The organism is Salinarchaeum chitinilyticum (assembly GCF_055390775.1).
This window is the reverse complement of the sequence record NZ_AP043888.1, coordinates 2,599,361-2,626,045: the sequence shown is the minus strand read 5'-3', so window position 1 is coordinate 2,626,045 and position 26,685 is coordinate 2,599,361. Positions and strand designations below refer to the sequence as shown.

At 68.2% G+C, this 26,685-nt stretch carries 24 protein-coding genes and 1 tRNA gene; 18 read left to right on the top strand and 7 right to left on the bottom strand.

What is annotated here, in order from left to right:
• Window positions 1–39: 39 nt before the first annotated feature.
• Window positions 40–915: a hypothetical protein gene (locus ACZ5KP_RS12700; protein ID WP_460918056.1), complete on the top strand. Its 876-nt coding sequence runs from the start codon at window positions 40–42 to the stop codon at window positions 913–915.
• A gap of 37 nt (window positions 916–952) precedes the next feature.
• Here ACZ5KP_RS12700 and ACZ5KP_RS12695 read toward each other — a convergent pair whose 3' ends face one another.
• Both ACZ5KP_RS12695 and ACZ5KP_RS12690 read right to left on the bottom strand, forming a co-directional pair.
• Window positions 953–1,318 carry a VOC family protein gene (locus tag ACZ5KP_RS12695; protein WP_460918054.1) on the bottom strand — a complete coding sequence of 122 codons (366 nt, stop codon included), beginning with the start codon at window positions 1,316–1,318 and terminating at the stop codon, window positions 953–955.
• Between the two features lie 308 nt (window positions 1,319–1,626).
• A tRNA-Phe gene (locus ACZ5KP_RS12690) sits at window positions 1,627–1,700 on the bottom strand.
• Window positions 1,701–1,948: 248 nt separating this feature from the next.
• Here ACZ5KP_RS12690 and ACZ5KP_RS12685 point away from each other — a divergent pair.
• From ACZ5KP_RS12685 to ACZ5KP_RS12675, 3 genes are all read left to right on the top strand, one after another.
• Entirely contained in the window at window positions 1,949–2,854 is a 906-nt protein-coding gene (locus ACZ5KP_RS12685; RefSeq protein ID WP_460918052.1) for a DUF7260 family protein, read from the top strand.
• 153 nt (window positions 2,855–3,007) lie between these two features.
• The gene (locus ACZ5KP_RS12680; protein ID WP_460918050.1) at window positions 3,008–3,733 is read left to right on the top strand and encodes an RAD55 family ATPase; all 726 of its coding nucleotides are present in this window, start codon (window positions 3,008–3,010) and stop codon (window positions 3,731–3,733) included.
• 102 nt (window positions 3,734–3,835) lie between these two features.
• Complete coding sequence (locus ACZ5KP_RS12675) at window positions 3,836–4,750, top strand: CBS domain-containing protein (protein WP_460918048.1); 915 nt, start codon at window positions 3,836–3,838, stop codon at window positions 4,748–4,750.
• A 367-nt stretch (window positions 4,751–5,117) separates the two neighbouring features.
• On the opposite strand, the gene aroA is transcribed toward ACZ5KP_RS12675, so the two are convergent.
• Window positions 5,118–6,416: a 3-phosphoshikimate 1-carboxyvinyltransferase gene (gene aroA / locus ACZ5KP_RS12670; RefSeq protein ID WP_460918046.1), complete on the bottom strand. Its 1,299-nt coding sequence runs from the start codon at window positions 6,414–6,416 to the stop codon at window positions 5,118–5,120.
• 133 nt (window positions 6,417–6,549) lie between these two features.
• Here aroA and ACZ5KP_RS12665 point away from each other — a divergent pair, with 133 nt between their 5' ends.
• The 4 genes from ACZ5KP_RS12665 (at window position 6,550) to ACZ5KP_RS12650 (ending at window position 10,088) form a co-directional block, all read left to right on the top strand.
• The gene (locus tag ACZ5KP_RS12665; protein ID WP_460918045.1) at window positions 6,550–8,106 is read left to right on the top strand and encodes an outer membrane protein assembly factor BamB family protein; all 1,557 of its coding nucleotides are present in this window, start codon (window positions 6,550–6,552) and stop codon (window positions 8,104–8,106) included.
• Between the two features lie 92 nt (window positions 8,107–8,198).
• On the top strand, window positions 8,199–8,462 hold the full coding sequence (locus ACZ5KP_RS12660; protein ID WP_460918043.1) for a hypothetical protein: 264 nt from the start codon (window positions 8,199–8,201) through the stop codon (window positions 8,460–8,462).
• 100 nt (window positions 8,463–8,562) lie between these two features.
• Entirely contained in the window at window positions 8,563–9,765 is a 1,203-nt protein-coding gene (locus tag ACZ5KP_RS12655; protein WP_460918042.1) for a M24 family metallopeptidase, read from the top strand.
• 110 nt (window positions 9,766–9,875) lie between these two features.
• Window positions 9,876–10,088 (top strand): hypothetical protein, encoded by a 213-nt coding sequence (locus ACZ5KP_RS12650; RefSeq protein ID WP_460918041.1) that lies wholly within the window; start codon window positions 9,876–9,878, stop codon window positions 10,086–10,088.
• Window positions 10,089–10,216: 128 nt separating this feature from the next.
• Here ACZ5KP_RS12650 and ACZ5KP_RS12645 read toward each other — a convergent pair whose 3' ends face one another.
• Both ACZ5KP_RS12645 and ACZ5KP_RS12640 read right to left on the bottom strand, forming a co-directional pair.
• Entirely contained in the window at window positions 10,217–10,504 is a 288-nt protein-coding gene (locus tag ACZ5KP_RS12645) for a hypothetical protein (RefSeq protein WP_460918040.1), read from the bottom strand.
• 106 nt (window positions 10,505–10,610) lie between these two features.
• Complete coding sequence (locus tag ACZ5KP_RS12640) at window positions 10,611–11,399, bottom strand: methyltransferase domain-containing protein (protein WP_460918039.1); 789 nt, start codon at window positions 11,397–11,399, stop codon at window positions 10,611–10,613.
• A 143-nt stretch (window positions 11,400–11,542) separates the two neighbouring features.
• On the opposite strand from ACZ5KP_RS12640, the gene ACZ5KP_RS12635 reads away from it, so the two are divergent.
• The 6 genes from ACZ5KP_RS12635 to yciH all read left to right on the top strand — a co-directional run bounded on the left by ACZ5KP_RS12635 (window position 11,543) and on the right by yciH (window position 19,213).
• Window positions 11,543–12,322 carry a prephenate dehydrogenase/arogenate dehydrogenase family protein gene (locus ACZ5KP_RS12635; RefSeq protein WP_460918038.1) on the top strand — a complete coding sequence of 260 codons (780 nt, stop codon included), beginning with the start codon at window positions 11,543–11,545 and terminating at the stop codon, window positions 12,320–12,322.
• Window positions 12,315–13,817 carry a small ribosomal subunit Rsm22 family protein gene (locus ACZ5KP_RS12630; protein WP_460918036.1) on the top strand — a complete coding sequence of 501 codons (1,503 nt, stop codon included), beginning with the start codon at window positions 12,315–12,317 and terminating at the stop codon, window positions 13,815–13,817. The genes ACZ5KP_RS12635 and ACZ5KP_RS12630 overlap by 8 nt, the downstream gene beginning before the upstream one ends.
• 372 nt (window positions 13,818–14,189) lie before the next feature.
• Entirely contained in the window at window positions 14,190–15,170 is a 981-nt protein-coding gene (locus tag ACZ5KP_RS12625) for an AAA family ATPase (protein ID WP_460918035.1), read from the top strand.
• Window positions 15,171–15,249: 79 nt separating this feature from the next.
• Window positions 15,250–16,290 carry a DUF58 domain-containing protein gene (locus ACZ5KP_RS12620; RefSeq protein WP_460918033.1) on the top strand — a complete coding sequence of 347 codons (1,041 nt, stop codon included), beginning with the start codon at window positions 15,250–15,252 and terminating at the stop codon, window positions 16,288–16,290.
• 55 nt (window positions 16,291–16,345) lie between these two features.
• Window positions 16,346–18,742, top strand: a complete 2,397-nt coding sequence (locus tag ACZ5KP_RS12615; protein ID WP_460918031.1) for a transglutaminase TgpA family protein — start codon at window positions 16,346–16,348, stop codon at window positions 18,740–18,742.
• 177 nt (window positions 18,743–18,919) lie between these two features.
• Window positions 18,920–19,213: a stress response translation initiation inhibitor YciH gene (yciH, locus tag ACZ5KP_RS12610; RefSeq protein ID WP_248516497.1), complete on the top strand. Its 294-nt coding sequence runs from the start codon at window positions 18,920–18,922 to the stop codon at window positions 19,211–19,213.
• A gap of 117 nt (window positions 19,214–19,330) precedes the next feature.
• On the opposite strand, the gene ACZ5KP_RS12605 is transcribed toward yciH, so the two are convergent.
• Window positions 19,331–19,930, bottom strand: coding sequence for an NUDIX hydrolase (locus ACZ5KP_RS12605; RefSeq protein ID WP_460918030.1), 600 nt, complete (start codon window positions 19,928–19,930; stop codon window positions 19,331–19,333).
• A 143-nt stretch (window positions 19,931–20,073) separates the two neighbouring features.
• Here ACZ5KP_RS12605 and ACZ5KP_RS12600 point away from each other — a divergent pair, with 143 nt between their 5' ends.
• The 3 genes from ACZ5KP_RS12600 to ACZ5KP_RS12590 all read left to right on the top strand — a co-directional run bounded on the left by ACZ5KP_RS12600 (window position 20,074) and on the right by ACZ5KP_RS12590 (window position 22,381).
• Window positions 20,074–20,544: a DUF5804 family protein gene (locus ACZ5KP_RS12600; protein ID WP_460918029.1), complete on the top strand. Its 471-nt coding sequence runs from the start codon at window positions 20,074–20,076 to the stop codon at window positions 20,542–20,544.
• 31 nt (window positions 20,545–20,575) lie between these two features.
• A complete protein-coding gene (locus ACZ5KP_RS12595) occupies window positions 20,576–21,454 on the top strand; it encodes an alpha/beta fold hydrolase (RefSeq protein ID WP_460918028.1) in 879 nt (292 codons plus the stop codon).
• 75 nt (window positions 21,455–21,529) lie between these two features.
• Window positions 21,530–22,381 carry an eIF2B alpha/beta/delta subunit family protein gene (locus ACZ5KP_RS12590; protein ID WP_460918026.1) on the top strand — a complete coding sequence of 284 codons (852 nt, stop codon included), beginning with the start codon at window positions 21,530–21,532 and terminating at the stop codon, window positions 22,379–22,381.
• A gap of 387 nt (window positions 22,382–22,768) precedes the next feature.
• On the opposite strand, the gene carB is transcribed toward ACZ5KP_RS12590, so the two are convergent.
• Window positions 22,769–26,020: a carbamoyl-phosphate synthase large subunit gene (gene carB / locus ACZ5KP_RS12585; RefSeq protein ID WP_460918025.1), complete on the bottom strand. Its 3,252-nt coding sequence runs from the start codon at window positions 26,018–26,020 to the stop codon at window positions 22,769–22,771.
• A 345-nt stretch (window positions 26,021–26,365) separates the two neighbouring features.
• On the opposite strand from carB, the gene ACZ5KP_RS12580 reads away from it, so the two are divergent.
• Window positions 26,366–26,608 carry an HVO_2901 family zinc finger protein gene (locus tag ACZ5KP_RS12580; protein ID WP_460918023.1) on the top strand — a complete coding sequence of 81 codons (243 nt, stop codon included), beginning with the start codon at window positions 26,366–26,368 and terminating at the stop codon, window positions 26,606–26,608.
• Window positions 26,609–26,685: the final 77 nt, after the last annotated feature.

Sequence of the window (26,685 nt, the reverse complement as noted above, 5' to 3'; positions counted from 1 at the left end):
CCACAATCTATTTCTTCCAATCTGCCAACCGGGTGAACGATGACGCGGACACGCACCGTTCTCGCACTGGGGCTGCTGCTTGTACTCGCCGGCTGTGCCGGTTTCGGCGGGACCGACGGCGACTCCGGACCGAACGCGTCGGCGGACGTTCAGTCGCCAGCCGAGGACCCAGCCAACGGAACCGACTCCGGGACCGATCAGGACGCGAACGGTGAGGAAGACTCCGAAGACGGGCAGCAGACGACGTCGCTCGACGGGCCGCATCCCTACACGTCGGAAGGAAGCCCGAACGTCTCGGCGCTCGTCGGTGGGCACCTCGTGACGCTCCAGGACGAAGAGACGTTCACGCTCACCGACACGGCGACCCTGCGAAACGCTGCCAACGGATCGCTCCAGCTCGAGGTGACGACCGAGAAACGCTTCGACCTCGCCAGCGAGCAGCTCCTCATCGAGCGGTGGCAGACCGAGGGTTCCGGTACGGAGACCAAGACACTCGGACGCTATCAGAACGCGACGACGATCTGCACGCAGGACGGCGACAGTGTGGACTGCGGTCCCAGCGAGTTCGATTCCGGGACCGCCCTGGGACGCGTCGTCGAGATTACGACTCTCGAGAGCGTCGCCGCACCCGCGTTCAGCGCGAACGGAACCACGACGGTCGACGGCCAGGCAGTCTATCGGTTCTCGGCGGACTCGATCCGCGACGACGCCCCCGAGCAAGCGATCACCGAGCTGGGACAGAACGCGACGATCGAATCTGCGACGCTCCTGGTCGCCCCGGACGGCCACGTCGTCCGGTACGACGTCAGCTACGCCGTGGACGGCGATTCGGGCCGGGTCGCGATCGATCGGCGATACCAAATCACTCTGACAGATCAATCGTCACTTACGCCGCCAGAGTGGGTGCCGTCCTGACGGCTATCGCCACCGTGCAGGCGGAAACCGGCACTGCTCAGAGGTCGGACCGGACCGGCGGCGTCGGATGACGAAAGGTCTGGACCTCGAGCGTTCGACCGTCGGGGTCGTCCACGAAGAACTGGTAGATCTCGAAGTCCTCGTTCGTTTCGGGTGGGCCGTGAGCGACGTCGGACAGCTCGCTGTATCGGGCGTCGACCGCAGCTTCGTCGTCGAGAACAACAGTGACGACGCCGTCGGTATCGGCGGGCGCACCGTCGCAAAATCCGACGAGGAGGTTGTCGTACTCGAAGATCGTACACCCGCCGTCCTGTTCGAGCCAGCGGTCGAAGTCGAGTCGCTCGACGTAGAACTCGACGACCTCGTCGCGGCGATCGGTCCGGAAGAAGACGATTCCCGACATGGCGCTGTCGAGGAACGCGGTGCCCCTGAATGTACTGCCGTTCGCAGCGATCGGGAGGACAAACCATGGGAAAGTCACTGCGAGACGGTCCAGGTCGGGGTCACTCCCAACTCGCTTTCGGGACCGAGGACAGCCGAACGTCATCGTGGGCGCAGCATACCGCGACGAGCGAAGCGAGTCGCGGTTTCCCCGGACGCGAACGGAGTGAGCGTCCGGGTAGTTTTTCCCCCAAGTTTTTGCGACCGAGGGGCCCCGCAGCGAGCCTCCGGCTCGCGAGGAGACCCGAGGGAGTAAAAAGTGGGTGCGTATGCCGCCTCCCGGATTTGAACCGGGGACAGCTCGATCTTCAGTCGAGTGCTCTCCCAGTCTGAGCTAAGGCGGCGCATCTCCGTCTCGGTCGAAGTGACGCAAAAGGATTTCGAACCACGGCGGCGGGGAGCGAGTCGCTGGCCCCGGCTCGACCGGAAATGGGTGACCAGGCTCCACAACGGCAGGGGCCGAACGCGGAGAGCAGATGTTCGAAATTGTCCACGAAGACCCAGCCCTATTCACCGTCTCCCGAGTAAACAATCTGCACGTTGTTACCGGTAGCAACAACTGTTATACGCTGCCGTCACAATACCTAGCACAGTGGCACAGGTCGGTGGCTCTCGGCACGCGATCGATCCGCCTACCATCGAGAGCGGCTGCTCTGGTATCGCCTGCGAGGCGAACTCGATGCTCACGCTGATCGTCCTGCTGGGGGCCATCACCCTCGGTACCGTCGCCTTTCTCAGCTGCGTCCGTCGGGCGCGAGGTGCGGTCTCCTTCGAGCGCGAGCGCCTGCTCGACGAGTACGACGCCTTCCTCGAGTTCGCGGATCGCGTGGCGAACGTCCCCGTCGCACCGCGCCCCGACGGTGGTCGACCGATGAGCGGCCCGCTGGTCTCGGGCGCGAAGGAGGACAGCGGACTGAGCGAGGTCCGAACCGCCTACCGCGAGACCGTGATGGACGTTCCGCACTTCGAGACGGACTACGACGAGTCCCTGCAGGAGCATATGGCAACCGAGCTGAGTCCCGAGCTCGCCTCCGCTGTGGTAGAGGGATCACAGTTCACCCCTGCCTTGCGCCAGCCGCTCGTGAACAGCGCCAGGAGTGCGGCACACGACAGGCGGGTGCTCGCCGATCAGCTCCAGGACGAGCTCTCCGATCTCGAGGACGCCGAAGACCATTATACGGAGATCTCGAAGCGCTTCGAGGTCACGGACGGCGACGGCCTCGTCGACCGAACGTTCCCGGATCTCCAGTCGCGCTGGCGGCGACTCGACGGCCTACAGAGCGAGTGTTCCTCGATGCTCGAGCAGCGACAGGCACAGCTCCGGGACAGGACGCCCTCCTCGGGGACTCGCCTGCAGTCGCCGACGGCGGTCAGCAACTACCTCTACGCCGATCTCGACGTGGACTTCCCGGTGCTGTCGGCGGGGACTAGGCTGCTCGAACGCATCGAGGCGGAGAAGGCCAACACCGTCGAGGCGCTGACCGAGCGACGGCGATAGCGACGAGGGCTCCGTTCTCCGAGTTCGACGCCGATCGTAGCGACAGCGCTGGCGCGTCGTCTCGGCCGGGAGCCGATCGGCGGTACTCCCCGGGTGAGCGCCTCGCGATCGGCGGACGGGCCTTTTTTGGTGCCCCCACGCTTCCCTCCGGGCATGCCCGATCTCGTTTCGACCGGCGTCGATGGGTTGGACTCCATCCTCAACGGGGGAATCACGGAGCACTCGACGGTGCTGGTCTCCGGCAACCCCGGCACCGGCAAGTCGATCCTCGGCATCCAGTACCTCTACACCGGCGTCATGGAGGATGACGAGCAGGGGATCTACGTGACCTTCGAGGAGGACGCCGACGACGTCCGCATGGCCGCGGAATCGATCGGCTTCGACCGCTGGGGCGAGTTCGTCGACGACGGCTCGATCACGGTGCTCGACAAGAAGGAGATGCTCCGCGACCAGGAGTTCTCCCGCGCCGTCGAACTGCTGCTCGAGGTCGTCCAGGAGGGCGGCTACGACCGACTGGTACTCGACTCGCTGACGATGTTCGAGCTGTTCTTCGAGGACGAACACGAGCGTCGCGTCTACCTGCTGAAGTTCTCGGACATCCTGAAGGCCAACGACCTGACCTCCCTGCTGATCAGCGAGCAGGAGGCCGTCTTCCCCGAGACCGACCTCGATCTCGAGAACTTCCTCACCGACGGCAACGTCTACCTGATTCAGACGCCGACCGACAGCGGCGTCAGCCGGTACGTCTGGGTCTCGAAGATGCGCAAGCAGAACATCGACACCGACATCTTCCCGATGGAGATCGGCCAGGGCGGCATCACCGTCCACGAGCAGGCCGGCGGCTTCTCGCTGGTCGATCGGCCGGGCGGCACTTTCTGAGCGGGATCGATCACGGTACCGTCCGCGCGAGACGGGCGGCGCCCGGACGGCGACTCCGCCGCCGGCGCCACACGTAAGCCGCGGGCAGCCGACGGTCCATCTATGCTCGACGCCGTCACCGTTCGCGACGTGATGGTCGACGCCGTGGCGACCGTGTCCCCCGACGCGTCGATTCGCGATGCAGCGGACCGGATGGCCGACCGAGACGTGGGCTCGCTCGTCGTGACTGACGACGGCGAGACCGTCGGCATCCTCACGCAGTCCGACGTGATCGACGTGATCGCGGCGGGCAGTGATCCGTCGGCCACGACGGTCGCGACGTGTATGGCCGCACCGCCGGTCACGATCGGCCCGGACGCCGACGTGGTGGCAGCCGCGACGCTCCTCGCACGCGGGGGGTTCAAGCGCCTCCCGGTCGTCGAAGATGGAACCCTCCTGGGAATCGTCACCGTCACCGACCTCTCCTACTTCCTCCCGCAGTTCGCACTCGGGCGCGCCTCCGACGACGGTCGGCGACGGCCGGCTTCCAGACCCGAGATGGCCTACGACGACGAGGAGTGGACGTCCGACCTCCAGACTGGCGACGAGCCAGACGTCGGCGACACCGTCCGGTTCACCAAACGCCTCACCGAAGACGACGTCACGGACTTCGCACGCGCCAGCGGTGACACCAACCGGCTCCACCTCGACGAGGGGTTCGCCGTCGGCACTCGCTTCGGGGAGCGGATCGTCCACGGCACGCTCGTCGCCGGCGTGATCAGCGCCGCACTCGCGCGGCTCCCCGGCCTCACGATCTACCTCTCCCAGGATCTCAGCTTCCGGGCACCGGTCCCGGTCGGCGCGACCGTCACCGCCGCCTGCGAGATCACCGAAGCGCTCGGCGGCAACCGATTCCGCGTCGCGACCACCGTCTACCACGAGAGCGAGCCCGTCGTCGACGGCCAGGCCACCGTCATGATCGACCAGCTCCACGAGGCGGTGGCGCTCGGCCCCGCCGCAGTCGGCGCCGAGAACTGATCCCTCACGACGACCGCCCGCGCAACCGCCTGGATTCCGTGAGATTGCTGCTTCCGCCGGGTTTCGTGATCTTCGATGAGGACTCCGGGTGGGAATGGAAGGGGCCGACCGCTCGGCGATCGCTGACGACGGTGAGCCGAGCAGCGTCCTCGTGAGCGCAGCGAACGAGGGCTCGAGAGACGAGCAAGGCGAGTCTCTCGGTGCGAGGCGAACCTCGACAGACGAGCGCAGCGAGTCTGTCGGTGCAAGGACCGCAGGCGAGCGTAAGCGAGCCAAGGACCACAGCGAGTCAGGATCGTCGAGCGGGAGGGGGCTTCCAATTGCTGTGCTGCCGCTGGAACGCAAGAGAATACAGCGACAAGTACCGTTACTCCGAATCCCGCGTCACGTCCCCACCGAGATGGGAGAGCACGTCGAAGAAGCCGGGGAAGGAGACGTCGACGTGCTCGGCACCGGTGATCTCGACCGGTCCGTCGGCAACGAGCCCGGCGACGGCCAGCGACATGATCACCCGATGGTCACCCCGCCCCGCCACCGTTCCACCGGTCAGCTCGCTCTCGCCGCCGTGGACGTAGAGTTCGTCCTCGAGCTCGGTGACCTCGGCACCCAGCGTCGAGAGCGACTCGGCCATCGCACTCACGCGGTCGGTCTCCTTGTAGCGGACGTGCTCTGCGTCGACGATCTTCGTCGTGCCGTCGGCGATCGCACCGAGCACCGCGATCGTCGGCAGGAGGTCCGGCGTGTCGCCGACGCCGACCTCGATGCCGGAGAGCGGGGAGCGAGCGACCGCGATCTCCCCCGCGTCCCGATCCCAGGACAGTTCGGCGCCCATCCGTTCGAGGATCTCGACGATCGCGCTGTCGCCCTGCGCGCTCGGCCGAGCACCCGTCACGGTCAGCCCGTCCGGCGACGCGACGGCACCGGCCGCGAGCAGGTAGGACATCGACGAGAAATCACCCGGCACGGCGTAGCTGCCGCCCTCGGGATCGTAGGTCTGTCCGCCCGGGACTTCGTACCCGCCCTCGATCTCGGCGGTTTCGACGCCAAAATCTGCCAGCAGCTCACGCGTGATGTCGACGTATGGTGCGGACTTTAGCTCCGTCGAGAGGTCGACCTCGATTCCCGACTCCGTCACCGCACCGGCCATCAGCAGGGCGGTGACGAACTGCGAGGAGACGTCGCCGGGGATCGCTGCTGTCCCGCCGGCGATCGGCCCCTCGATCACGAGCGGCGCCTGGCCGTTTCCGCGCGTGCTGCTCGCGCGCCCGTCGAGCTGTTCGATCGCGTCGAGGAGCGGGCCCTGTGGCCGGGAACGGAGCGACTCGTCGCCGGTGAGCACCGTCGCCCCGTCGGCGAGCGCCGCCGCGCCGGTCACGAGCCGCATCGTCGTCCCGCTGTTCGCGCAGTCGATCACGTCGGCGGGAACTGCTGGCTCGCCGTCGAACCCCTGCACGCGCAGCCGCCCCTCGGGCTCCTCGCGCTCGACGGCGCCACCGAACGCTTCGACCGCACGGGCGGTCGCACGGGTGTCGGCACTCCAGAGCGGATCTTCCACGATCGCGCCGTCGGCGTAGCCCGCCGCGAGGATGGCGCGGTGGGTGTAGCTCTTGGACGGCGGGGCGCTCGCGGTCCCGCGGACCGTCGAGGCGCCGATTGCGACGTTCATGGCCGATGGCTCGCGGGGGATCGCTATGAGGGTGGCGATCGATTCGGAACCGTCCCGGAACGGTGCGACGTCGACCATCGATTCACTGGCTGTCGACCACAAGAAACTTGCCGGCTATGGATCACCCCCGACCATGCGGTCACTGGTCCCCGACGAACGATCCGGTCGCACCGAGTCATCGGCGGAACTTCCGAGCACACACAGGCGCCGCTTCCTGGCGAGCGCGACGGGTGCCAGCGCAGTGGCACTCGCGGGCTGTCTGGATCTCGGAGGCGACGGCTCTGGAGGTTCGTCGTTCGAACCGACCGACGGCTGGCCCACGTACCGCGGCGATCACCAGCGGACGGGTCGCGCTCCCGCCGAGGCCGGTCCCGGCGAATCGCTGTCCGTCGCGTGGGAGACGTCGGTGTACGACCTGATCGAGACGCGAGAGACCGTCGCGGCGGAGCGACCAGTCGAGGCGGACGAGAACGACCCCGTCGCGAGCGGCTACTGTTCGGACGTGACCCTGACGAAGGAGTTCGCGCTCTGCTCGATGTACTACCAGCTTCACCTGGAGAGCGAAGACGGCACCGCCTGGGGCGGCGTCGTGGCACTCGACGCGGCCAGCGGATCGATCGAGTGGACGATCCCGGGCACCCCGGCGATCATGCAGGCACCCACCGTCGTCGGCGACAGGCTCTACCTCTGCGTGGTCTATCCGATGACCGACGCCGTCGACGAGCCACACGTGCTCGTTGCCGACGCGTCGTCGGGCGAGGTGCTACACAGACGAACTGGCCCGACGATTACGCGAGACTCGCCGACGTTCACGGACGACGGCGCGTACCTGGTAGCCCCGGGCGAAGCCGGATACACGCTGCAGTCCGTGGATCCGGCGGACGGTGAACAGCGCTGGACTGCCGATCCGCCGACCCCGACGGCGAGGGGACTACCACTGGCGTCGCGCGACGGGTCGCTGGTGTACGCCGGTCACAACGAGGACGGTTCGGACGATCTCGTTTCGCTGGCGAGTGACTCCGGCGACGTCCAGTGGCGCCGGTCACCCGAGATGGTGACGGAGCCAGAGTTCGCCACCCCCGAAACGCTCGGGATGCCGACGATCGTCGGAGAGAGCGGGTACGTCGCGGGCCCCTTCGACGGCTACTGGCAGGGCGACGTCTACGGCGGGCCGCTCCACGCCTTCACCGCCGATAGCGGGAAACGGCAGTGGCAGTTCCGACCGAAGGCGGCTCCCTACAACGAGGTGCTCGGGGGCCAGGACGCCGTGAGCTTCTGTGGAGACGACGAGTCCTGTGAGGAGCCCCAGTTCGCGACGCTCCACGGGACGCCACTCGCTATCGACGGACGGGTCGTTGTGGGCGGCGTGGGCAAACCGGCACAGGGAGGCGAATCACACGAGAAGCACCGACACCTCTACGCCGTGGACGAAGCGGACGGATCGCTCGAGTGGTCGGTACCCGGCGCCACCGCCTCGGCGGTTGCCGCTGGCGACGTGATCTACGCGAAGATGACCCGAGGCGGCGTCCAGGCGATTTCGACCGACGGAGAGGTCCTCGCAACGGTCGAGACCGACGCCGGCCCCTCCCGGAGCAAGTCGCCAGCCGTCGCACACGGGCGCGTGTACGCACAATGGGGATCGAACGAGAACAGTCTGAACAGCCCAGACACCGTCGTGGCGATCGAGTAACGTCGCTGGCCGAGCGGCCGGCGAACCGATGCAGCGGCGATTGCCGCCGTGCACCAGCTTCATTGTGCCGGCGTGGGTTGCAGCTATCGTATATGGCATCCAACGGATCACTGTTCGGACAGATCGCAAGCAATCTCGTCGCCGCAGCGCTCATGATCTTCCTCGCCGTGCTCTCCTTCTTCGTCACGGTGTTCGTCGTCGACGTGGGCGCTGGCCTCGCAGGCTACGACAGCAACCCCCTCTTCGTGCTCGCGGCGGCGATCCTGGCCGGATCGGCGATCGTCGCGGGCGGCGTCGCGCCGATCGGCGAGGTTGCGGGCGTGGGCGGCGACGACGTGCGCGACCCGCTGGAGTAATGGGGCGAGCGATTTCTCGGACGACGATACCGGCACCGGAGTGACGGTTCCGGTCGCCGGAGCGCCAGCGTTTTTCACGACAGCCCGCCCAGCCAGTAGCATGCACGACGCGACGCCGCTCGACGCCGCGCTCGCCGACCACGGCGCCGACGGCTACGTGATCGACGCCGACGCGACCGAGGCCGACCAGTACTACCTCGCGGGCTTCGGCGCGCCGGACCCGTTCGTCACCTGCTACACGCCCGAGGGCATCCACCTCCTCGTCTCCGGGCTGGAGTACGGCCGCGCGAACGCCGAGAGCAGTGCCGACTCCGTCGCGCGCCACGCCGACTACGGGCACCGCGAGAACGTCGCCGAACACGGCGCGCTGGCGGGGCGCAACCGGACGATCGCCGCCTTCCTCGAGGACCACGGCGTCGAGCACGCGCTCGTCCCGGATCGATTCCCGACGGCGACCGCCGACGGCCTGCGCGAGCAGGGCATCGACGTGACCGCCGATCTCGAAGAGACCGTCACCACGATCCGTGCGCGGAAGACCGACGAGGAGGTCGAACACCTCAAGACCGCCCAGCGGGCCAACGAGGTCGCGATGGACCGCGCCGCGGCACTGATCGCCGGCGCTGAGATCGTCGAGGAGGGCGATGGCGTGGACGACGTCGGCGGCCCGGTCCTCCACCACGACGGCGAGCCGCTGACCAGCGAGTTCGTTACGACCGAAATCGAGATCGCGCTGCTGCGGGAGGGCTGTGCGCTGGACGAGACGATCGTCGCCGGCGGCGCCGACGGCGCGGATCCCCACGATCGCGGAAGCGGCCCACTCCCCGCCCACGAGCCGATCGTGATCGACATCTTCCCACGGGACAAGGAGACGAAGTTCCACGCGGACATGACCCGGACGTTCGTTCGCGGCGAGCCCAGCGAGGAGGTCCGACGTCGCCACGAGGTGACGCTCCAGGCCCAGCAGGCCGCCTTCGACGCGATCGAACCGGGCGTCACCGGCGAGGCGGTCCACGACGCGGTCTGTGACGTCTACGAGGCCGAAGGGTACGAGACGCTCCGGAGCGACCAGTCCACCGAGACCGGGTTCATCCACGGTACGGGCCACGGGCTCGGCCTCGAAGTCCACGAGCTCCCCCGGCTCGCGCCCGACGGCGCAGAGCTCGAACCGGGTCACGTCGTCACCGTCGAACCGGGCGTCTACGACCCCGCCGTCGGCGGAATGCGGATCGAGGACGTCGTCGTCGTCACCGAGGACGGCTACGAGAACTACGTCGACTACCCGAAGGAGCTGGTGCTGGAGTAGCAAGTTCGCTGGAGGAGTGTAGCGAGACGTACTGCGGCGAGGCAGCTGTCCAGAAGCGCTCTGAGCGTGTCACCGGCATCTTCTTATCACGTGCGTACAGGCCATCGAATATGCCCTCCCAGGACCGCGACGTTATCGACAAAATCGGTCGGACCCTCGTCGTTGCCTTCCTCATCTATCTGACGACGTTCCTGCTTCTGTTTGGTAGCGGCATGTCCGGCGTTAACACCCCGCCGCTTCTGGCTATTTTCCTCGGCTTCTTCCTCGTGTTTGCAGGATTCACGCTGTACTACTACCGGAATCCAGAGGAGGCCGTGGAGTAGCCCACTCGAATCGATCACCGAGCTGCGGTTCCTTACCGGTGGGTTCGGTACCAGAGAAGGAGCGGTTCCGACGACGTCGAATCCGGGCTGCAGCTGCCCCGGGCGCAGTGAACTCGAACCGCGAGGCGTCAGTCCGCTCGATCCAGCCCGGAGAGCGCGCCGTCGGAGCCAGTGGCCTCGTCGTCGTCCGACGCCGCATTCCGCAACCGATCCAGCCCGAGTGTCGCCACGAACAGTGCACCGCCGAGGTAGAGCAGCGACTGCGGATCGACGACGATCCGAGAGAGGAGCGTCGAGCCGTAGCCGATCGCGGTGACGAGATAGCCGAGAATCGAGGCCGTCCATCCAAGGCCGGTGATTCCGGCGAGCTGGTTCAGTGCGTCTCGGTCCTGAGTCAGGCGATGTAGCAATGACATAGAGGGCAACGTGGGCGGTACGTAGCGCCTACTCGGGAGCACCTCAAGAGTGTAGTTTCGGTGTGCGTGTGGCGTTGTTGCCAGTCGGGTTCGGGCGAGCCAATCCTCAGCGCTCGACGACGTAACAGTACTGCGTGAGACTCACGAACGTCTCGCCGCGCTCCTCCCGCGCCTCGACGTCGCGTTTCCAGGCCGACGCCGTCTGTTCCCCGACTGCCTGGTGGTCGCGGGCGTGCTCGACGACGAACGGCAGATTGTGGCCGAAGAAGGAGTCCTCGAGCGTACGTTCGGTGATCGTGAACGGCTGGACGTCGTGCACGCTGAAGCCGGCGTCCCGTAGCAACGGTGCCAGCCTCGATCCGATCCGCGGATTCGGGCAGCGTCGCTCCCACGCGTCGAGGATCCGCTGGGACCGGCGGTCGCCGTCGGCCCGCCAGACGAACGTTCGCCAGTCGGTGTCGAGGACGACCGCACGGCCACCGGGTCGCAGAATCCGGGCGAACGCAGCGAGCGTCGTCGCCGGATCTGGGAGGTACTCGAGGAGCTGTACCGCCGTCAGCGCGTCTGCCGCGTCGTCGGCGAGTGGCAGTGCCGTGGCGTCGGCACGATGGAGGTCGATCCCGTCGCGGCCCCCACAGCGATCGCGGGCCAGTTCGAGCATCGCCTGGCTCTCGTCGAAGCCGAGGACGTGGCCGTCCGTATCGAGCGCGACGAGTTCGTCTGCGATCTCCGCGGGCTCGAACCCAGGTCCGCAGCCGACGGAGGCGACGGTTTCCCCGCCCTGGAGCGCCAGCAGATCGCGAACGAACGCACGCCGACGCACTGCCGGCTCGGTTCGGTAGACCGCGAGCTCCTGGCGAGCCGCCGCCTCGTCGTAACCATGGTCGTCGCTCACGAGCCAGCGTGTGCTGCGCGCGGTGAAATTCGTTCTGGAGCAGCACAGCCACGCGACGGGCGACGACCATCGACGAATCGATCGGCCGGGGTGCCGGCCGCGATAGGGCGGATTTTTCCCCACCGGGACGCAACGGACTGCCAATGGAGCTACTCGTCGTGGGCGCGGGCACCATGGGCCGGTGGATCGCCCGCACCGTCGATGCCGAGGTCGCCTTCGCGGATCGCGATCCCGAGGCGGCCGCGGCGGCCGCCGAGGCGATCGGTGGACGGACCGTCGCACTCGACGGTGCGGAGACGTTCGACGTCGTCTGTCTCGCGGTCCCGATGTCCGCTGTCGAGGGGACGATCGCCCAGCAGGCCGGGCGGGCCCGCCACGCGATCGTGGACGTCGCCGGTGAGATGGAGCGGCCGCTCGCCGCGATGGCTGAGCACGGCCCCGACCTCGAACGCGCGAGCCTGCATCCACTCTTCGCTCCCGAGAACGCGCCGGGGACGATCGCCGTCGTCGTCGACGCGGCCGGGCCGTCGATCGACGCGCTGCTGGCGGATCTCGAAGTCGCGGGGAACGAGCTCGTCGCCACCACGCCGGAGGAGCACGACCGGGCGATGGAGAGCGTCCAGGCGGCCGCCCACGCTGCAATCGTCGCGTACGGCCTCGCACGCGAGTCGGTCCCCGAAGGGTTTGCGACGCCGGTGTCCGCCGCACTCGACGATCTCCTCGAACAGGTGACCTCGGGAGATCCCGGCGTCTACGCCGAAATTCAGGACCGGTTCGACGGCGCGGCGGAGGTCGCCGACGCGGCGACGGCGATCGAGGACGCCGACCCCGCGGAGCTCCGTGAGCTGTTCGCCGCAGCGCGGATCGAGGAACCGACGCCGTCCGAAACAGGGCCGACCCCGACGACCGAGGACGATGCCTGATCGCGAGGCCATCCGGTCGAACGCGAAGTATCTCCGGCAGGTCAGACCGATCGATCCGGAGGAGATCAGCGAGTACGTCGAGGGCGGTCCACACCCCGCCGTCGTCCGGCAGGTGCTCCGCGAGGAAGCCTTCGATCTCGGACTCGAGGAGCGCGAAGACGGCACGTTCGTCCCGATCGAATCGGGATCGATCGCGCCACCGCGACTGCCGATTACCGAGTTTCCGGACCGCTACGCTCGCGCGCTCGAGGAGCAACTCGAGGACGCCTTCGGGTCGGACTGGCACCGCGGGAGTTCCGGGGAGTCCCTCCGTGAGGCAATCCGCGAGCTGAAGGAGGCCTACCACCAGGGCTGGTCGGTCTCCTACGACGACGAGACTGCGGCGCTCGCCTACGCGATCTACCACCTGCCGGATTACTACGCCGCGATCCAGTACGTCGTCGCAGAGCTGGCCGAGGTCGGCCTGCTCGATCGCAAACTGCGGGTGCTCGAGGTCGGGGCTGGCACCGGCGGTCCGGCCCTGGGCATCGCCGACGCCGTGCCCGAGGACGCCCTCCTCAAACTCGATGCGATCGAGCCGAGCGCGAGCGCCGACGTCCTCGACGGCATGCTCGAGGCGACGGGGTCGCACGTGGATGCGACGCTCCACCGGACGACTGCGGAGGCGTTCGACGCGGACGCGTTGGCCGGCGACGGCGGCGGCGAAGGCGAAACGGAGTACGACCTCGTGGTGTTCGCGAACGTCCTCAGCGAGCTCGACGACCCCGTCGCGACGGCGCGGCGCTACGCCGACCTCGTCGCCGACGACGGCGCGATGGTCCTGCTCTCGCCGGCCGATCGGCGGACCACCGGCGTCCTCCGGGGCGTCGAACGCGCGCTCGCCGACGGGACGATGCCACAGGGCCTCGGCGACGTCTCCGACCTCCCGGATCCGGACGATCCAGGTGCCGATGACACCGCGACAGTCTTCTCGCCGACGGTTCGACTGTGGCCGAACCGGGCGCCGGCGGACGAGGGCTGGTCCTTCGCCGTCCGGCCGGATCTCGAGGTCCCCGCCTTCCAGCGCCAGCTCGACGAGCCAGCGGGTGCGGGGGGCGAGTTCGTCAACGTCGACGTACAGTACGCCTACGCGACGCTCCGATGGGACGGCGAACGCCGCGTCGCGTTCACGCCCGACCGCGGCGACTGGGCGCCGCTGGCCGAGTCCGGAGACCACGTCTCCGAGCGCATCGACTGCGTGGCGATCAAGCTCTCCCACGACCTCTCGGAGGACGGCCACCCGCTCTTCCGGATCGGCGACGGCAGCCAGGCCGTCGATCACTTCGCCGTGCTGACGAAGGAGACGACGCTGAACGACTCGCTCGCGACGGCGGCCTACGGCGACCTCCTGACCCTCGAGTCCGCGCTCGTGCTCTGGAACGACGACGAGGGCGCCTACAACGTCGTCGTCGACGGCGAGACCGTCGTCGAGTCCGTCGCGGCGCCGATTCGATAGCCACACGTCTCGACGCCGCCGGATCCGACGGGTCTCCGTGGCGCCTCGAGTACGAGGGGACGGCTGCTGTGAGTCCGCGGCCGATGACGCCGGGTGCACTGCGACGACCGCGCTATCCAGGGTTCGACGATCGTAGAATCCCGTTCGTTCGATGCCCCTATCCGTTCGATAGAGAACGTTCATCCAGAGATTTCCAGTGTCGTATCACGAACGTTCCGAAATCGCCGCGATCGGTCGTGCGTGAATCGTGCACGTGCGCGAATGGCTAACGTTCCGCGGACAGCAAGGTTACAAGGCAGGATCCCTTGATAGGGGTATTGTGACCCCTCCGCACGCCTGCGCGGGAAGTCGGGACGACGGAATCAACTCACAATGACGGACACGAACACATCACGAGTCGACGACGCGTCGCTGGAGGGGACGATCGAACCACTGCCGATCGACGCAGCTGGCGAGGTCGCCGAGGACGTCGTCGAGAACGTCGAAAAGGTGATGGTCGGGCAGCGAGCGACGATCGAACACGTCTTCGGGGCGCTCCTCGCTGGCGGCCACGTCCTGATCGAGGACGTGCCGGGCGTGGGCAAGACGATGCTCGTCCGCTCGCTCTCCGAATCGGTCGACTGCTCCTTCGGCAGAGTGCAGTTCACGCCGGACCTGCTGCCCTCCGACGTCACCGGCGTCAGCGTCTACAACCAGCAGACGCGGGAGTTCGAGTTCCAGCCGGGGCCGGTGTTCGCGAACCTCGTGCTCGGTGACGAGATCAACCGGGCACCACCGAAGACCCAGTCCGCACTCCTCGAGGCGATGGAAGAAGAGCAGGTGACGGTCGACGGCGAGACCCGGTCGCTGCCGGACCCGTTCACCGTCGTCGCGACCCAGAACGCCGTCGAGCCGAACCGGACCTACGAGCTGCCGATGGCGGAGCTCGACCGCTTCATGAAGAAGCTCTCCGTCGGCTATCCCGACGCCGAGCAGGAAAAGGAGATGGTCGATCGCGTGCTGGGGACGCATCCGATCGACGACCTCTCGCCCGTCACCGACGTCGAGACGCTCCAGCGCCTGAGCCGCACCGTCGCGGAGGTCACCGTCCGCGAGCCCGTCCGGGCGTACGCGACCGCGCTCGCCGGATTCACGCGGGAGAACGCCGAACTCGGCGTCAGCCCGCGAGGAACGGTGACGCTCCTGCAGGCCGCACAGGCCCGGGCCGTCCTCGACGGGCGGGAGTTCGTCGTCCCCGACGACGTGAAGGCCGAGGCCCGCCCCGTCCTGACGCACCGGATCCGCACCGGCGTCGAAGGCGAGTCGCCGGGCGACCTCCTCGATCGAGCGCTCGCGAGCGTGACACCGGAGTAACGGCGCTGGACTCGGCCACGACCAGATAGCACCCACGTCACACGCCACGTCACATACAAGCCACACGAATACACCTCCGATGGACACACGCCTCACGCGCCGCGGCAAGGGCATCCTCGCGATCGTCGTCGTCTGCGTCCTCCTGGGAGCGGTGTTCGGGGCCAGATCGCTCAACGCCGTCGTCGCGCCAGCCGTCGTCGCGCTCGCGGCAGGGGTCCTCGTGGTCAGACGGTCCTCGACGCCGACAGTACGCCGGGCTGCGCCATCCGACGGCCACCCCGGCGAGCGCCACGAGGTCACGCTGACCGTCGAGAACTGTGGCCCAGGGAACTACGAGCTCCGGGACATCATCGGGTCCGGGCTCCGGACCGACGAGGCGACTCACTACGTCACCGAGTCCGAGCGAACGATTCGCTACGACGTCGAGTACACCCATCGCGGCGCGTACGAGTTCGGCCCCATCCGCGGGACGGTCACGGATCTGTTCGGGCTCGCCGAGCGACCGGTCAGGATCGAGACCGTGGACGAGGTCCTCGTCTACCCGCGGCTCGTCGACCCCCCGGCCGCCGTTCGATCGATGCTCGAGACCGTCGTCGACCTCGAGCGCCGTCCCGGCCGCGACGAGTTCGACTCGCTCCGGGAGTACGTTCGCGGCGACTCGCCACGCGACGTCCACTGGAAATCGAGCGCGAAACAGCCCGACGCCGACCTCGTCGTCAAGGAGTTCCTCGGCACGACGCCAACGGATTCGGTGCTGATCGCCGTGGGCGCCCACGGATCGCGTTCGAACGTGGACGCTGCCGCACGCGCCGCCGCGAGCGTCGCGATCACGCTGCTCGAAGAAGGCGTGGAGGTGGGCCTGGAAACGCCCGATGCGACCGTCCCCGCGAGCGTCGGCGCGGACCAGCGCACAGCGATCCTCGCGGCCCTCGCCCGGCTCGGGACCGGGAGCCCGGAGACCCACGACGAGACGGTCCGGATCACGGCCGACGGGAGCGACGCACTGGTCCACGTCGGCGGCCGCGCCGTATCGTTCGGTGGCGGCGCGGAGCGGGTCACCGATCCCGAGGAGACCGAGTCACCGGGGCAGTCTCGCGAGCAAACCGGGGTGGTACCGTGAGCGCAGGTACCTCGATCCGTCGTCGTGATCCGAGACGTTCTGTGGAGGTGGGCCAATGAGCTCGACCGAGCCGACGGACGGGCGATCTGGAGCGACTGGGCCGACGCCACGGCGATCGCCGACTGCGGACGCCGACGGAAACCGGCTGCTCGACGAGTTCGCGACCCCGCGTTCGTTCGCACTGATCGGGCTCGCGACGATGACCGCGGGCTACCTGGCGACGTTGCACTGGCTGACGACGGTCGTCGGCGGTGCGTTGTGGCTTGCAGGCGGCGTCGCAATCGGCCTCGGTGCCGGCGTGCTCTGCAGAACCGTCGACGAGCGCCGGATGCTCGGCGTCGCGGCCACGGGCGCCGTGCTCGCCACGGTCCTGTACTACGCGACGGCTGCCCCCTCGATCGGCGTCGGCTCCGCCGCGCAGGCCGTCCTCGACGGGCTCGTCATGCTCAGCGGGGTCAGCGTCCTCGAGCTCACCGCCGCCGACGTCTGGATCGCGGCGCTCGTCCCGGTCCCCGTCTTCCTCACGACGTACTTCGGGCTGCGTGGCCGATACGTGCTCGCCGCCGCGGCTGGCGGGTGGCTCCTCCTGTTCCTGGCCGTGACGGGCGACGCGACCGTGCCCGAGACGCTGCTGGGGACCGTCGGCGCGTTCGCGGCGGTCGGCTTCGGCGAGCAGGACCGGCGCGGCGGCTCGGTCAGCGGGGCGAACGCGCTCATCGTAGTGATCGTCGTCATGGCGGTGCTGGCCGTCGCCGTTCCGCTCGTCCCGTCCGGCTCCGCGAGCGCACTGGACCCCGGCGGACTCGGACCGGGAGACGGCTCCGGCGAGGGCGGCAGCGATGCGGCGCCCACGCCGCTCGACGAACAGCTGATCGGCGGGAGTAGCATCACCGCCGGCGGCCCGATCAACCTCTCGACGGACGTCCAGTTCGTCGTCGAGTCTCCCGAGAAGCTGCGCTGGCGAACCGGGTCGCTCGGCGCCTACGACGGCAACTCCTGGTACCGTGCGGGCAGCTCCATGCCGTTCATCGGTGCACCGAACGGCCCGCCGGGAGCGACGCAGACCGTCGAGCAGCGCTACCAGCTTCGTGCACCGGCGACTTCGATACCGGCCGCCTCCTATCCGGTCGAGATCGACGGGATCGCGCCCGGCGCCCTCCAGCTGTCGAGCACCCAGACGATCGACGCCGCCGGGCAGATCAACGCGGGGACCAACTACACCGTCGAGAGCGAGGTGCCGACGCCCGACGAGTCGACGTTGCAGTCGGCTGGCACCGACTACCCGCAGGCGGTCGAGCGACGCTACACGAGGTTGCCGACCGACACGATACCCGACCGCGTCTACGAGATCACGAACCAGATCACCGCCGACGCCTCGACGCCGTACGAACGTGCACGCGCGGTCGAGGCCTATCTCGAGAGCGAGAAGCAGTACTCCCAGGACGTGCAGGCGCCGTCCGGCACGATGGTCGACGGGTTCCTCTTCGAGATGGAGGCGGGCTACTGCACCTACTTCGCGGCGTCGATGGCGACGATGCTCCGGACTCAGGGGATCCCGACGCGCGTCGCCGTCGGCTACGCCAGCGGCCAGTGGACCGGGAACGACACGTGGGTCGTTCGGGGCACCGACGCCCACGCCTGGGTCGAGGTGTACTTCCCCGACGTCGGCTGGATCGAGTTCGATCCGACGCCGGGCGGGCCCCGGGACTCCGCGCGGAGCAGCGCCATCCAGTCCGCCCGCGAGAACAACGCATCGAACGTGGACGTGCCCGAGTCCGTCGACGAACCGATTCGGTTCGAACCGCCGGAAGACGGAACGGGCGGCGGCACGGGGCCGTCGGGCGGCGACGTGACCGGCCCCGGCGGATCCGGCCAATCCGACGCCGGCGAGGGCACCGGCCTGGAGCGAGGCCGGCCGCGATTCTACAGCGGCAGCGGCGCGAACGCCACCGTGGCGTACGTCCAGCCGGAGCTCGGGAACGTGTCGGCGATGGAGGAGTCCGGCGGCAACGCCAGCGGCTCGAACGGCGCCACCGGCTCGCGGCCGGCAGCGGGCGTCGTCGGCGACCACAAGGCGGCAATTCTCGCCGTCCTCCTCGTCGCTGGCACGGTAGCGTGGGGTCGCCAGATCGGTGCCCGACGGCGACTCTGGCGAACGGGAAGCGTGCTCTGGCAGCGACGGACGGGGCCAGAAGCCGACGCCGAGCGCGCGATGCAGCGCCTCGAAACGCACCTCGGACGGCGGTACGAACCACGGGCCGACGGCGAGACCAGGCGCGAGTTCCGCGATCGACTGCCCGCGTCGGTCGATCCGGCGGTCGGCCAGGCATACGAGATCCACGAACGCGTCTGCTACGCCGGCGAGGTCGACCGGGCGACTGCCGACGAGCTGGTCGAGACCGTCGACGGCATCGTTCGACGGGACATCCCCGGAATCCGTCGGTTGACCTGAGCGTTTGGATGCGTCGTCGTCCCGGTCGAGGGCGATTCGCCGTTCCTGATCGCTCGAGAGAGAGAGAGAGGACCGCCGCGTCGGCCGTTCGTTTCCGGCACGGACGAGCCGTAACAGGGAGACGCGATGGCCTCGGCGACAGGGTTTAATACCACGCTTCCCAAGTTGGAAATCGTAATGTCGGAAGTCTGCTCGACGTGCGGGTTGCCCGAGGAGCTCTGCGTCTGCGAGGACGTCGCCAAGGACTCCCAGGAAATCCAGATCCGCATCGACGAGCGCCGATACGGGAAAGAGGTAACGATCATCGACGGATTCGACCCGAGCGACGTGGACCTCGACAGTCTGTCCTCCGACCTCAAGAGCAAGTTCGCCTGCGGAGGCACGGTCGAGGACGGCCACATCGAGCTCCAGGGCAACCACACCGGACGAATCGAGGACTTCCTCCGGGACAAGGGCTTCAACGTCGCCTGATCGTTTCGGCTCCGGTCTGCGGTGTGTCTCCACGTCGAGCAGCCGAGCGTCCGACCGAGCGTCCTCGATAGTCCTGGCTGCCATCCCGTTCCCGAGTAGCGCCGACCCCGTCGACGGCTACAGGTAGCCGTCTTCGGCCGCGAGCAGGAGCCCTTCGAGCGTCGCGTCGTTGGTCGGTGGTTCGCGCGCGAGCGCCAGCGCCTCCTCGACGGGTACGTGCTCGACGGAGAGGAACTCGTTCTCGTCGCGATCGGGCTCGCCGGCGGTTAGCCCCGTCGCGGCGACGATCCCGCGTCGGTGTCTGAGGACGCCGGTCGCGACGGCGTAGGACTGCAAGAGCGCTACGTTCTCGGCGACGTAGCCGGTCTCTTCGGCGAGTTCCCGCTTGGCGGCGGCCTCGTAGGCTGCGGGATCGACCGGAGCGGCGGGCGCGCCGTCGTGCTCGTCGACGATCCCCGCGACGAGTTCGTACTGGGACTCGCGGACGGTCGGCCGGAACTGCTCGACGAAGACGACGTGCTGCTCACCGTCGGCTGCGGCGTCGTCGGGGATCTCCCCGCCGTCGACGACGCCGACCACGACCACCGCCGGCGCCAGCGCGGCCCAGTAGTAGTTCTTCGCCGAGCCGTCGGGCTGGGTGAAGCGATCGTAGCCGCCGTCGTACCAGCCGGTCTCGTACTCCGTCACGGACTCGAGCAACGTCCAGTCACCGCTCATGCCCGAGCGAGTCCGCGCTCGCTCGTGGATCTTTCGGGAGGACATGGGGAAATTCGTGAAGACGTGGGAAGCACTGGTCGAGAGAGACGCTCGGGACAGCGGGAGGCGAAATCGCCAAGGCGGTAGCGCCCGCAGCCACAGTAGTGACACGCGTCTGTCTCCTGGGAAGCGAAGAGCATGACCTCCGCTTCGAGTTGCTCTCCAGGGAGACCTCCAGGGAAGCGCTCTCGACCTACGACCTCAACCAGCCCTTCGCCAACGCAGTCGGGCTGGAGACCGTCAGCCTGGGCGCTGCCGTCTCCCTGCTCAACGACCTCAACTGGTACGTCGTGCGCTTCGCCGACGACGCGTTCGTGCTCGATTCCTCCGTCAGCGAGACCGAGTGGCTCTCCCGCTCGCTCGCCGAAGCCGTCCGCGCCGACGAGGTACTGCCCGAGGAGACCGCCGAGTACTGCACGATCTACGGACTCGAACGAGAGGCGCCGTCAGACCCAGGGACGCTGGTCGAACCGCTCTACGCTCGTCGAACCGACGACGGCCTGCCCGAGTACGATCTGCGCGACGTCGACGAGACCGTCGTCGTCCGCGTCGCGGAATCGGAGTTCGACGCGTGACGACCGACAGCCCGGAGGCGTCGATGGCCACATGATCGCACACGATACCGTCCCCGGCGCAGACTCGCTCTACGTCGACGCCGACGGCCGACGGCTCCACTACCTCCGGGCTGGCGATCGCGAGGATCCACCGCTCGTCCTGCTCCACGGGAGCGGCATCGACGACGCCGCGCTCTCCTGGCGTCACGTGATCCCCGCGCTCGCCGACCGCTACTGCGTCTACGCGCCGGACTGGCCGGGCTACGGCGAGAGTCCCCGACCCGAGGTCGATCCCGACGGCGAGTACTACGCCGACGTCCTCGCGTCGTTCCTCGACGCGCTCGAGATCGAGACGGCGACGATCGCCGGGCTCTCGATGGGCGGCGGGGCGGCGCTGGGGGTCGCCCTCGCGACGCCCGAGCGCGTCCGACAGCTCGTCCTGGTCGACAGCTACGGGCTCCGGGACGCCGTGCCCGGCGGGAGCGCGTCGTACTATCTCGCGAACACGCCGTTCGCGCGGACGTTCGGCCAGCAGCTCGCGGGCGCGATGCCGGGCGGCGCCCGGGCAGCGATCGGGCCGTTCGTCGCGGATCCGGACGGACTGGATCCGGCGTTCCTCGACGCCGTCTCGGAGCGGCTCGACGATCCGGAGGCTGGCAAGGCGTTCGTCGACTTCCAGCGCGCCGAGTTCAGTCCGGACGGCGTCCGAACCCACTACGAGGAGCAGCTCGGGGAGCTGGCGGTTCCGACGCTCGTGATCAACGGCGACAGCGATCCGCTGATCCCGCTCGCGTGGGCCGAGGCCGCGGTGGCCGAGATACCGGACGCGGAGCTGGCCGTGATCGAAGACTGTGGCCACTGGCCGCCGCGGGAACGGCCGGAAGCGTTTCTCGACGCGCTGGTGGCGTTTCTCGACGCCGGGACCGCGTAATCGGCATCGCGGCGTTGGGCTCCCGTGATCCCGAATCCCGCAAGGCCTTTGCCGGTTTGTCGCGCAGGCAACTGTATGATCGACGAGACGGCCGCCGAGATCGAGGCGATGCGGACCCACAGCTCCTCGGAGGTCGCCATCAAAGCCGCGCGGGCGCTGGTGGAGCTCCGCGAGCGCGAGTACGCGACCGTCGAGGAGTTCGAGCGCGACGTGGAGCGCAACGCCAGTGCGCTCCGGCGGGCGAACCCCTCCCACGCCTCGCTCGCGACGGCGCTCGACGAGATCGAGTCCGCGGTGATCGACGGCGAGTTCGGCGACGTCGGCGCTGCCCAGGACGGGCTCGTCGAGGCCATCGACGCGACGGTGTCCGTGATCGAGGAGGCGAAGGACGAGGCAGCGGCGGTCGCTGCCGGCCTGCTCGAGGACGGCGACACCGTTCTCACGCACGACTACTCCTCGACGGTGCTGGGCGCGATCGAGCGCGCAACTGCCGACGGCGCGGAGCTAGAGGTCTACGTCACCGAGGCGCGGCCCCGTTTCCTCGGCCGGCGAACTGCCCGCCACCTCGCCGAGGTCGACGGCGTCGAACCCACGATGATCGTCGACTCGGCGACGGGCCACGCGCTCGAGTCCGTCGATCGCGTGCTGACTGGGATGACCTGCGTCGTCGGCGAGACGCTCTACAACCGCGTGGGGACCTACCCCCTCGCCGCGACGGCCGCCCAGTCCAGCGTGCCGTTCACCGTCACCGGATCGAGCGCGAAGATCGTCGACGGCGGCTTCGTCTTCGAGAACGACTTCCGGGACCAGATCGAGGTGCTCAGAGAGCCCGCCGAGGGGTTCGATATCGAGAACCCTGCCTACGACGCGACGCCGCTCGACCTGATCGATCAGCTCGCGACCGAACGCGGCGTTCGCGACCTCTGAGAACGGAGCTTCGTTCTGCGCCGGCGCAGAGGTCACGGGACCGTCCACCAATCGTAGCTACTGCGCTTCGACCAAAAAACGGCAATCTGGCCACCCACCGGGCTCCGGCCGATAGCCAAACCACAGGGTGGGACTGGAAGGGGCCGACCGGTCGTGGCTTCCGACGAAGCAAGCACGGCAAGCGGGCGGCGTCGCCGCCCGCTGCGGAGCGCAGCGAGTCAGAAGCCGCGAGCGGGAGGGGCTGTCGCGGCGACTGCCGCGACGTCGGGAGACCTTCGGTCTCCCGGAATCCGGACGGTTCGCAGTCCTCGTGATGCTCGTAGAAAGTGTCGAAGAACAACGTCCAAACTTCAGAACGAAACCCCGCCGAAATCCGATCCCTCGCGACTACTGCTTGGGTTGTCCCCAGTACTCCTGCATGCGCGGGCGGTCCTGGACGGACTTGACGTCGAGGGGCTCGTCCTGGGCCTCGATGGCCTCCAGGGCTGCCTTCGCGCTCGGGAGCGTCGAGAAGTATGTGATCTCCTCCTCGACAGCAGCCTCCAGCGGCGCGCGACGGCGGCTGATCACCAGATCGACCTCCTCGGCCTGGATGGCTTCGACGAACGACTCGTCGTCCTCGAACTCGAGCAGGTCGAAGTGTTCCTCGAAGCCGGCGCGGAGTTCCTCGCCTGCGGCGGAGTCGGGCGCGGGGAACTCGCTCTCGGAGAGGTCGACGACGGCGGTGCCCTCGAGCGGGATAGGCTTGCCCACGGCCATCTGGGCCTTCTGGTAGGCCTTGCCAAAGGTGTCGGCGGTACCCATGACCTCGCCCGTGGACTTCATCTCCGGGCCGAGACGCGGGTCCGAGCCCGGCAGGCGGTCGAAGGGCAGGACGACCTCCTTGATGGAGGTCTGGCCGGGGACCTGCTCGTCGACGTCGAGCTCCGCGAGGCTGGTCCCTGCCATGACTTTCGCGGCGAGCTTCGCGATCGGGACGCCGGTCGCCTTCGAGACGAAGGGAACTGTGCGCGAAGAGCGCGGGTTCGCCTCGAGCACGTAGACCTCGCCGTCGCGGACGGCCAGCTGGACGTTCAGCAGGCCGACGGTGTCGAGCTCGCGGGCGATCTGCTCGGCGACCTCGCGCACCCGGCGGTTCACGTCGCGGCCGAGCGAGCGCGGCGGGATCATACAGGCGGAGTCGCCGGAGTGGACCCCCGCGGACTCGACGTGCTCCATGATACCGCCGATGAGGACGTCGTCGCCGTCGGCCACGGCGTCGACGTCGAGTTCGACAGCGCCCTCGAGGAAGTCGTCCACGAGGATCGGGCGGTCGGGGCTCACGCGAGCGGCCTCCTCGATGTACTTCTCGAGAGAGTCGTCGTCGTAGACGACGTCCATCGCGCGGCCACCCAGCACGTAGCTCGGGCGCACGAGGACCGGGTAGCCGATATCGTGGGCGAGCTCGAGCGCCTCCTCCTTGCTGTGGGCGGCGCCGCCCTCGGGCTGTGCGATGCCGAGCTCGTCCATCAGCGCGTTGAACCGGTCGCGGTCCTCAGCGAGGTCCATCGCCTCGACGGTGGTGCCCATGATCTCGCAGTCGAGATCGCGGCGGGCGAGCTCGTCCTCGAGGGGCTCGCCGACGGCGACGGACGTCTGGCCGCCGAACTGGACCATCACGCCGTCGGCGCCGGTGGCCTCGACGACGTCGGCGACCTCCTCCGCGGAGATCGGCTCGAAGAACAGGCCGTCGGAGGTGTCGTAGTCCGTCGACACCGTCTCGGGATTGTTGTTCACGACGTGGGCGTCGATGCCCTGCTCGCGCAGGGCCTGCACGGCGTGCACCGAGCAGTAGTCGAACTCGACGCCCTGGCCGATGCGGATCGGACCGCCGCCGACCACGACCACGCTTTCGAGGTCGCGATCGACCTGCACCTCGTCGAAGCCGGTCGAGGTGTCGGCCGCGGCCGGCTCGCGCGCGGAGTAGTAGTACGGCGTCGAGGCGGCGAACTCGCCGGCACAGGTGTCGACCTGCTTGAACGAGCGGTCCGGCGTCTGCGTCTCGACGTCGGCGACGGTGCCGCCGTCGGCGCGTTCGAGCTCGGATGCCTGGGTGGCGTCGACGCCCGCAGCGAGCTGGGCGTCGGTGAAGCCAAGTTCCGCAGCCTCGCCGAACTCGCCGTCCTGTGCCGCCCGCGCAGCGTCGGCGATCCGGCCGAACCGCTCGAGGTACCACTCGCGGATCTCGGTCAGGTCACGAAGTTCGTCGACGGTGTAACCCCGGTCGAACGCCTCGAAGATCGCGTAGGGACGGTCGGGCGTGGGCCTGATCAGGTACTCGTCCTCGAGCTCCTCGTCGTCGATGGCCTCCCAGACGACGTCGGGCTTGTACTCCGACGATCTGAGCGCCTTCAGCAGGCTCTCCTCGAAGGTCCGGCCGATCGCCATCGCCTCGCCCGTTGACTTCATCGCCGTCGTCAGCTCGAACTCGACGTCCTCGAACTTGTCCTTGGGCCAGCGCGGCACCTTGGTGACGACGTAGTCGATCGCGGGCTCGAAGGCGGCGGTGGTCTCGCCGGTGATCTCGTTCTCGATCTCGTGGAGACGCTTGCCGAGCGCGACCTTCGCGGTCACGCGGGCGATCGGGTAGCCCGTCGCCTTCGATGCGAGCGCGGAGGAGCGGGAGACGCGGGGGTTGACCTCGACGACGCGGTACTCGCCGCCCGGCGTGCCGTCGTCGCGCCACGCGAACTGGATGTTACAGCCGCCGTGGATCTCGAGATCCCGGATGACTTTCAGCGCGACGTTGCGCATCTCCTGGTGGCCCTGGTCGGGGATGACCTGGCTGGGCGTGACGACGGTGGACTCCCCGGTGTGGATCCCCATCGGATCCAGGTTCTCCATGTTGCAGATGATGACCGTGGAGTCGTCGGCGTCACGCATGACCTCGTACTCCAGCTCGATCCAGCCCTCGATCGACTCGGTGATCAGGACGGTGTCGTCGCGGGAGAGCCGGAGCCCCTTGCGGACGCGCTCGTAGAGCTCTTCAATGTCGTCAACGACGCCCGAGCCGGATCCGCCGAGCGTGTACGTCGTTCGCGCGATGACCGGCAGGCCGTCGACCTCCTCGAGGGCGGCGTCGACGCGGCCCTGGAGCTCGGCCTCGCTCACGTCGGCGGCCGTCTCCTCGTTCTCCTGGAGCGAGACGGATGTCGACTGCGGGACCGGCTCGTCGAGCTCGTGCATGCGCTGGCGGAAGAGGTCGCGGTCCTCCGTTGCGTAGATCGTGTCCAGCGGCGTGCCCATGATCTCGACGTCGTGTTCCTCGAGGACGCCGAGTTCGGCGAGCTCTGCGGTGACGTTTAGGCCGGTCTGGCCGCCGAGCCCTGCAATCACGCCGTCGGGCTGTTCCTTCCGGATGATCTCGGCGATGGCCTCGGGGGTGATCGGTTCGATGTAAACCTCGTCGGCCATCTCCGGGTCGGTCATGATCGTCGCGGGGTTGGAGTTGACGAGCACGACCTCCGCGCCCTCCTCCTGGAGCGCGCGGCAGGCCTGTGCGCCGGAGTAGTCGAACTCCGCGGCCTGCCCGATCTGGATCGGCCCGGAACCGATCAGCAGGATGGTGCGATCCTCCACGTCAGTCTGGGCGTCGCTCATTGCTATCCCAGCGGAGTTCGCACATCGTAATAAGGCCGGCGATACAGTGCGAAAAGCGAAGTCGAATTTCGAAATTCGAATCTGTGAGTGATCCCCACGGTGGTCGGCCCCCAGAAACGGGGAGCGAACCCCGCGGGCCGCGTTCACGATAAGCAGCTAACCGGGATCGGTGGGCGTCCCACGCCCACACCACGAACGGGCGTCACGAACCGGAAACGCACTCCTACCGGGACGGGAGGACCCAACGCCCCTTATCGTTGCGCTTCTGCATCCAGCGGTCGCGGCCGCCCGTCCCGCCGCGAACGATCGTACGATGTTAAGAGGTTCCGGTGGCGAGAACGACGTATGCACACCTGCCGGAACTGCAATCAGACGTTCTCCACGGAGCTCGCACTCGAGCTCCACCGGGACGTCTGCCGCGAGGGCGACCTCCGCTGCCGGGCCTGTGGCGCTCGCTTCACCGAAGCCGAGGCGACGACGGACGGCTGGCACTACGAGTGCCCGAGCGAGGATTGCGACGGCGAGGGGCGGGGCGACGCCATCGTCGAGGTCGATCGTTCGCAGATCGAGCACCGCGCGAGTCGGTAGCGCAACCTCCACGCAGACGCGGATCGGGCGTTTCGGATCCGAGCGGCCCACCGAACTGAACGGTTTTTTACCCCTCC

Coding starts and splice junctions, on each gene's coding strand:
- ACZ5KP_RS12700 (WP_460918056.1), top strand. CDS start 40: ATGACGCGGACACGCACCGTTCTCGCACTGGGGCTGCTGCTTGTACTC.
- ACZ5KP_RS12695 (WP_460918054.1), bottom strand. CDS start 1,318: ATGTCGGGAATCGTCTTCTTCCGGACCGATCGCCGCGACGAGGTCGTC.
- ACZ5KP_RS12680 (WP_460918050.1), top strand. CDS start 3,008: ATGCCCGATCTCGTTTCGACCGGCGTCGATGGGTTGGACTCCATCCTC.
- ACZ5KP_RS12675 (WP_460918048.1), top strand. CDS start 3,836: ATGCTCGACGCCGTCACCGTTCGCGACGTGATGGTCGACGCCGTGGCG.
- aroA (WP_460918046.1), bottom strand. CDS start 6,416: ATGAACGTCGCAATCGGCGCCTCGACGGTCCGCGGGACCGCGAGCGCC.
- ACZ5KP_RS12665 (WP_460918045.1), top strand. CDS start 6,550: ATGCGGTCACTGGTCCCCGACGAACGATCCGGTCGCACCGAGTCATCG.
- ACZ5KP_RS12660 (WP_460918043.1), top strand. CDS start 8,199: ATGGCATCCAACGGATCACTGTTCGGACAGATCGCAAGCAATCTCGTC.
- ACZ5KP_RS12655 (WP_460918042.1), top strand. CDS start 8,563: ATGCACGACGCGACGCCGCTCGACGCCGCGCTCGCCGACCACGGCGCC.
- ACZ5KP_RS12650 (WP_460918041.1), top strand. CDS start 9,876: ATGCCCTCCCAGGACCGCGACGTTATCGACAAAATCGGTCGGACCCTC.
- ACZ5KP_RS12645 (WP_460918040.1), bottom strand. CDS start 10,504: ATGTCATTGCTACATCGCCTGACTCAGGACCGAGACGCACTGAACCAG.
- ACZ5KP_RS12635 (WP_460918038.1), top strand. CDS start 11,543: ATGGAGCTACTCGTCGTGGGCGCGGGCACCATGGGCCGGTGGATCGCC.
- ACZ5KP_RS12630 (WP_460918036.1), top strand. CDS start 12,315: ATGCCTGATCGCGAGGCCATCCGGTCGAACGCGAAGTATCTCCGGCAG.
- ACZ5KP_RS12625 (WP_460918035.1), top strand. CDS start 14,190: ATGACGGACACGAACACATCACGAGTCGACGACGCGTCGCTGGAGGGG.
- ACZ5KP_RS12620 (WP_460918033.1), top strand. CDS start 15,250: ATGGACACACGCCTCACGCGCCGCGGCAAGGGCATCCTCGCGATCGTC.
- ACZ5KP_RS12615 (WP_460918031.1), top strand. CDS start 16,346: ATGAGCTCGACCGAGCCGACGGACGGGCGATCTGGAGCGACTGGGCCG.
- yciH (WP_248516497.1), top strand. CDS start 18,920: ATGTCGGAAGTCTGCTCGACGTGCGGGTTGCCCGAGGAGCTCTGCGTC.
- ACZ5KP_RS12605 (WP_460918030.1), bottom strand. CDS start 19,930: ATGAGCGGTGACTGGACGTTGCTCGAGTCCGTGACGGAGTACGAGACC.
- ACZ5KP_RS12595 (WP_460918028.1), top strand. CDS start 20,576: ATGATCGCACACGATACCGTCCCCGGCGCAGACTCGCTCTACGTCGAC.
- ACZ5KP_RS12590 (WP_460918026.1), top strand. CDS start 21,530: ATGATCGACGAGACGGCCGCCGAGATCGAGGCGATGCGGACCCACAGC.
- carB (WP_460918025.1), bottom strand. CDS start 26,020: ATGAGCGACGCCCAGACTGACGTGGAGGATCGCACCATCCTGCTGATC.
- ACZ5KP_RS12580 (WP_460918023.1), top strand. CDS start 26,366: ATGCACACCTGCCGGAACTGCAATCAGACGTTCTCCACGGAGCTCGCA.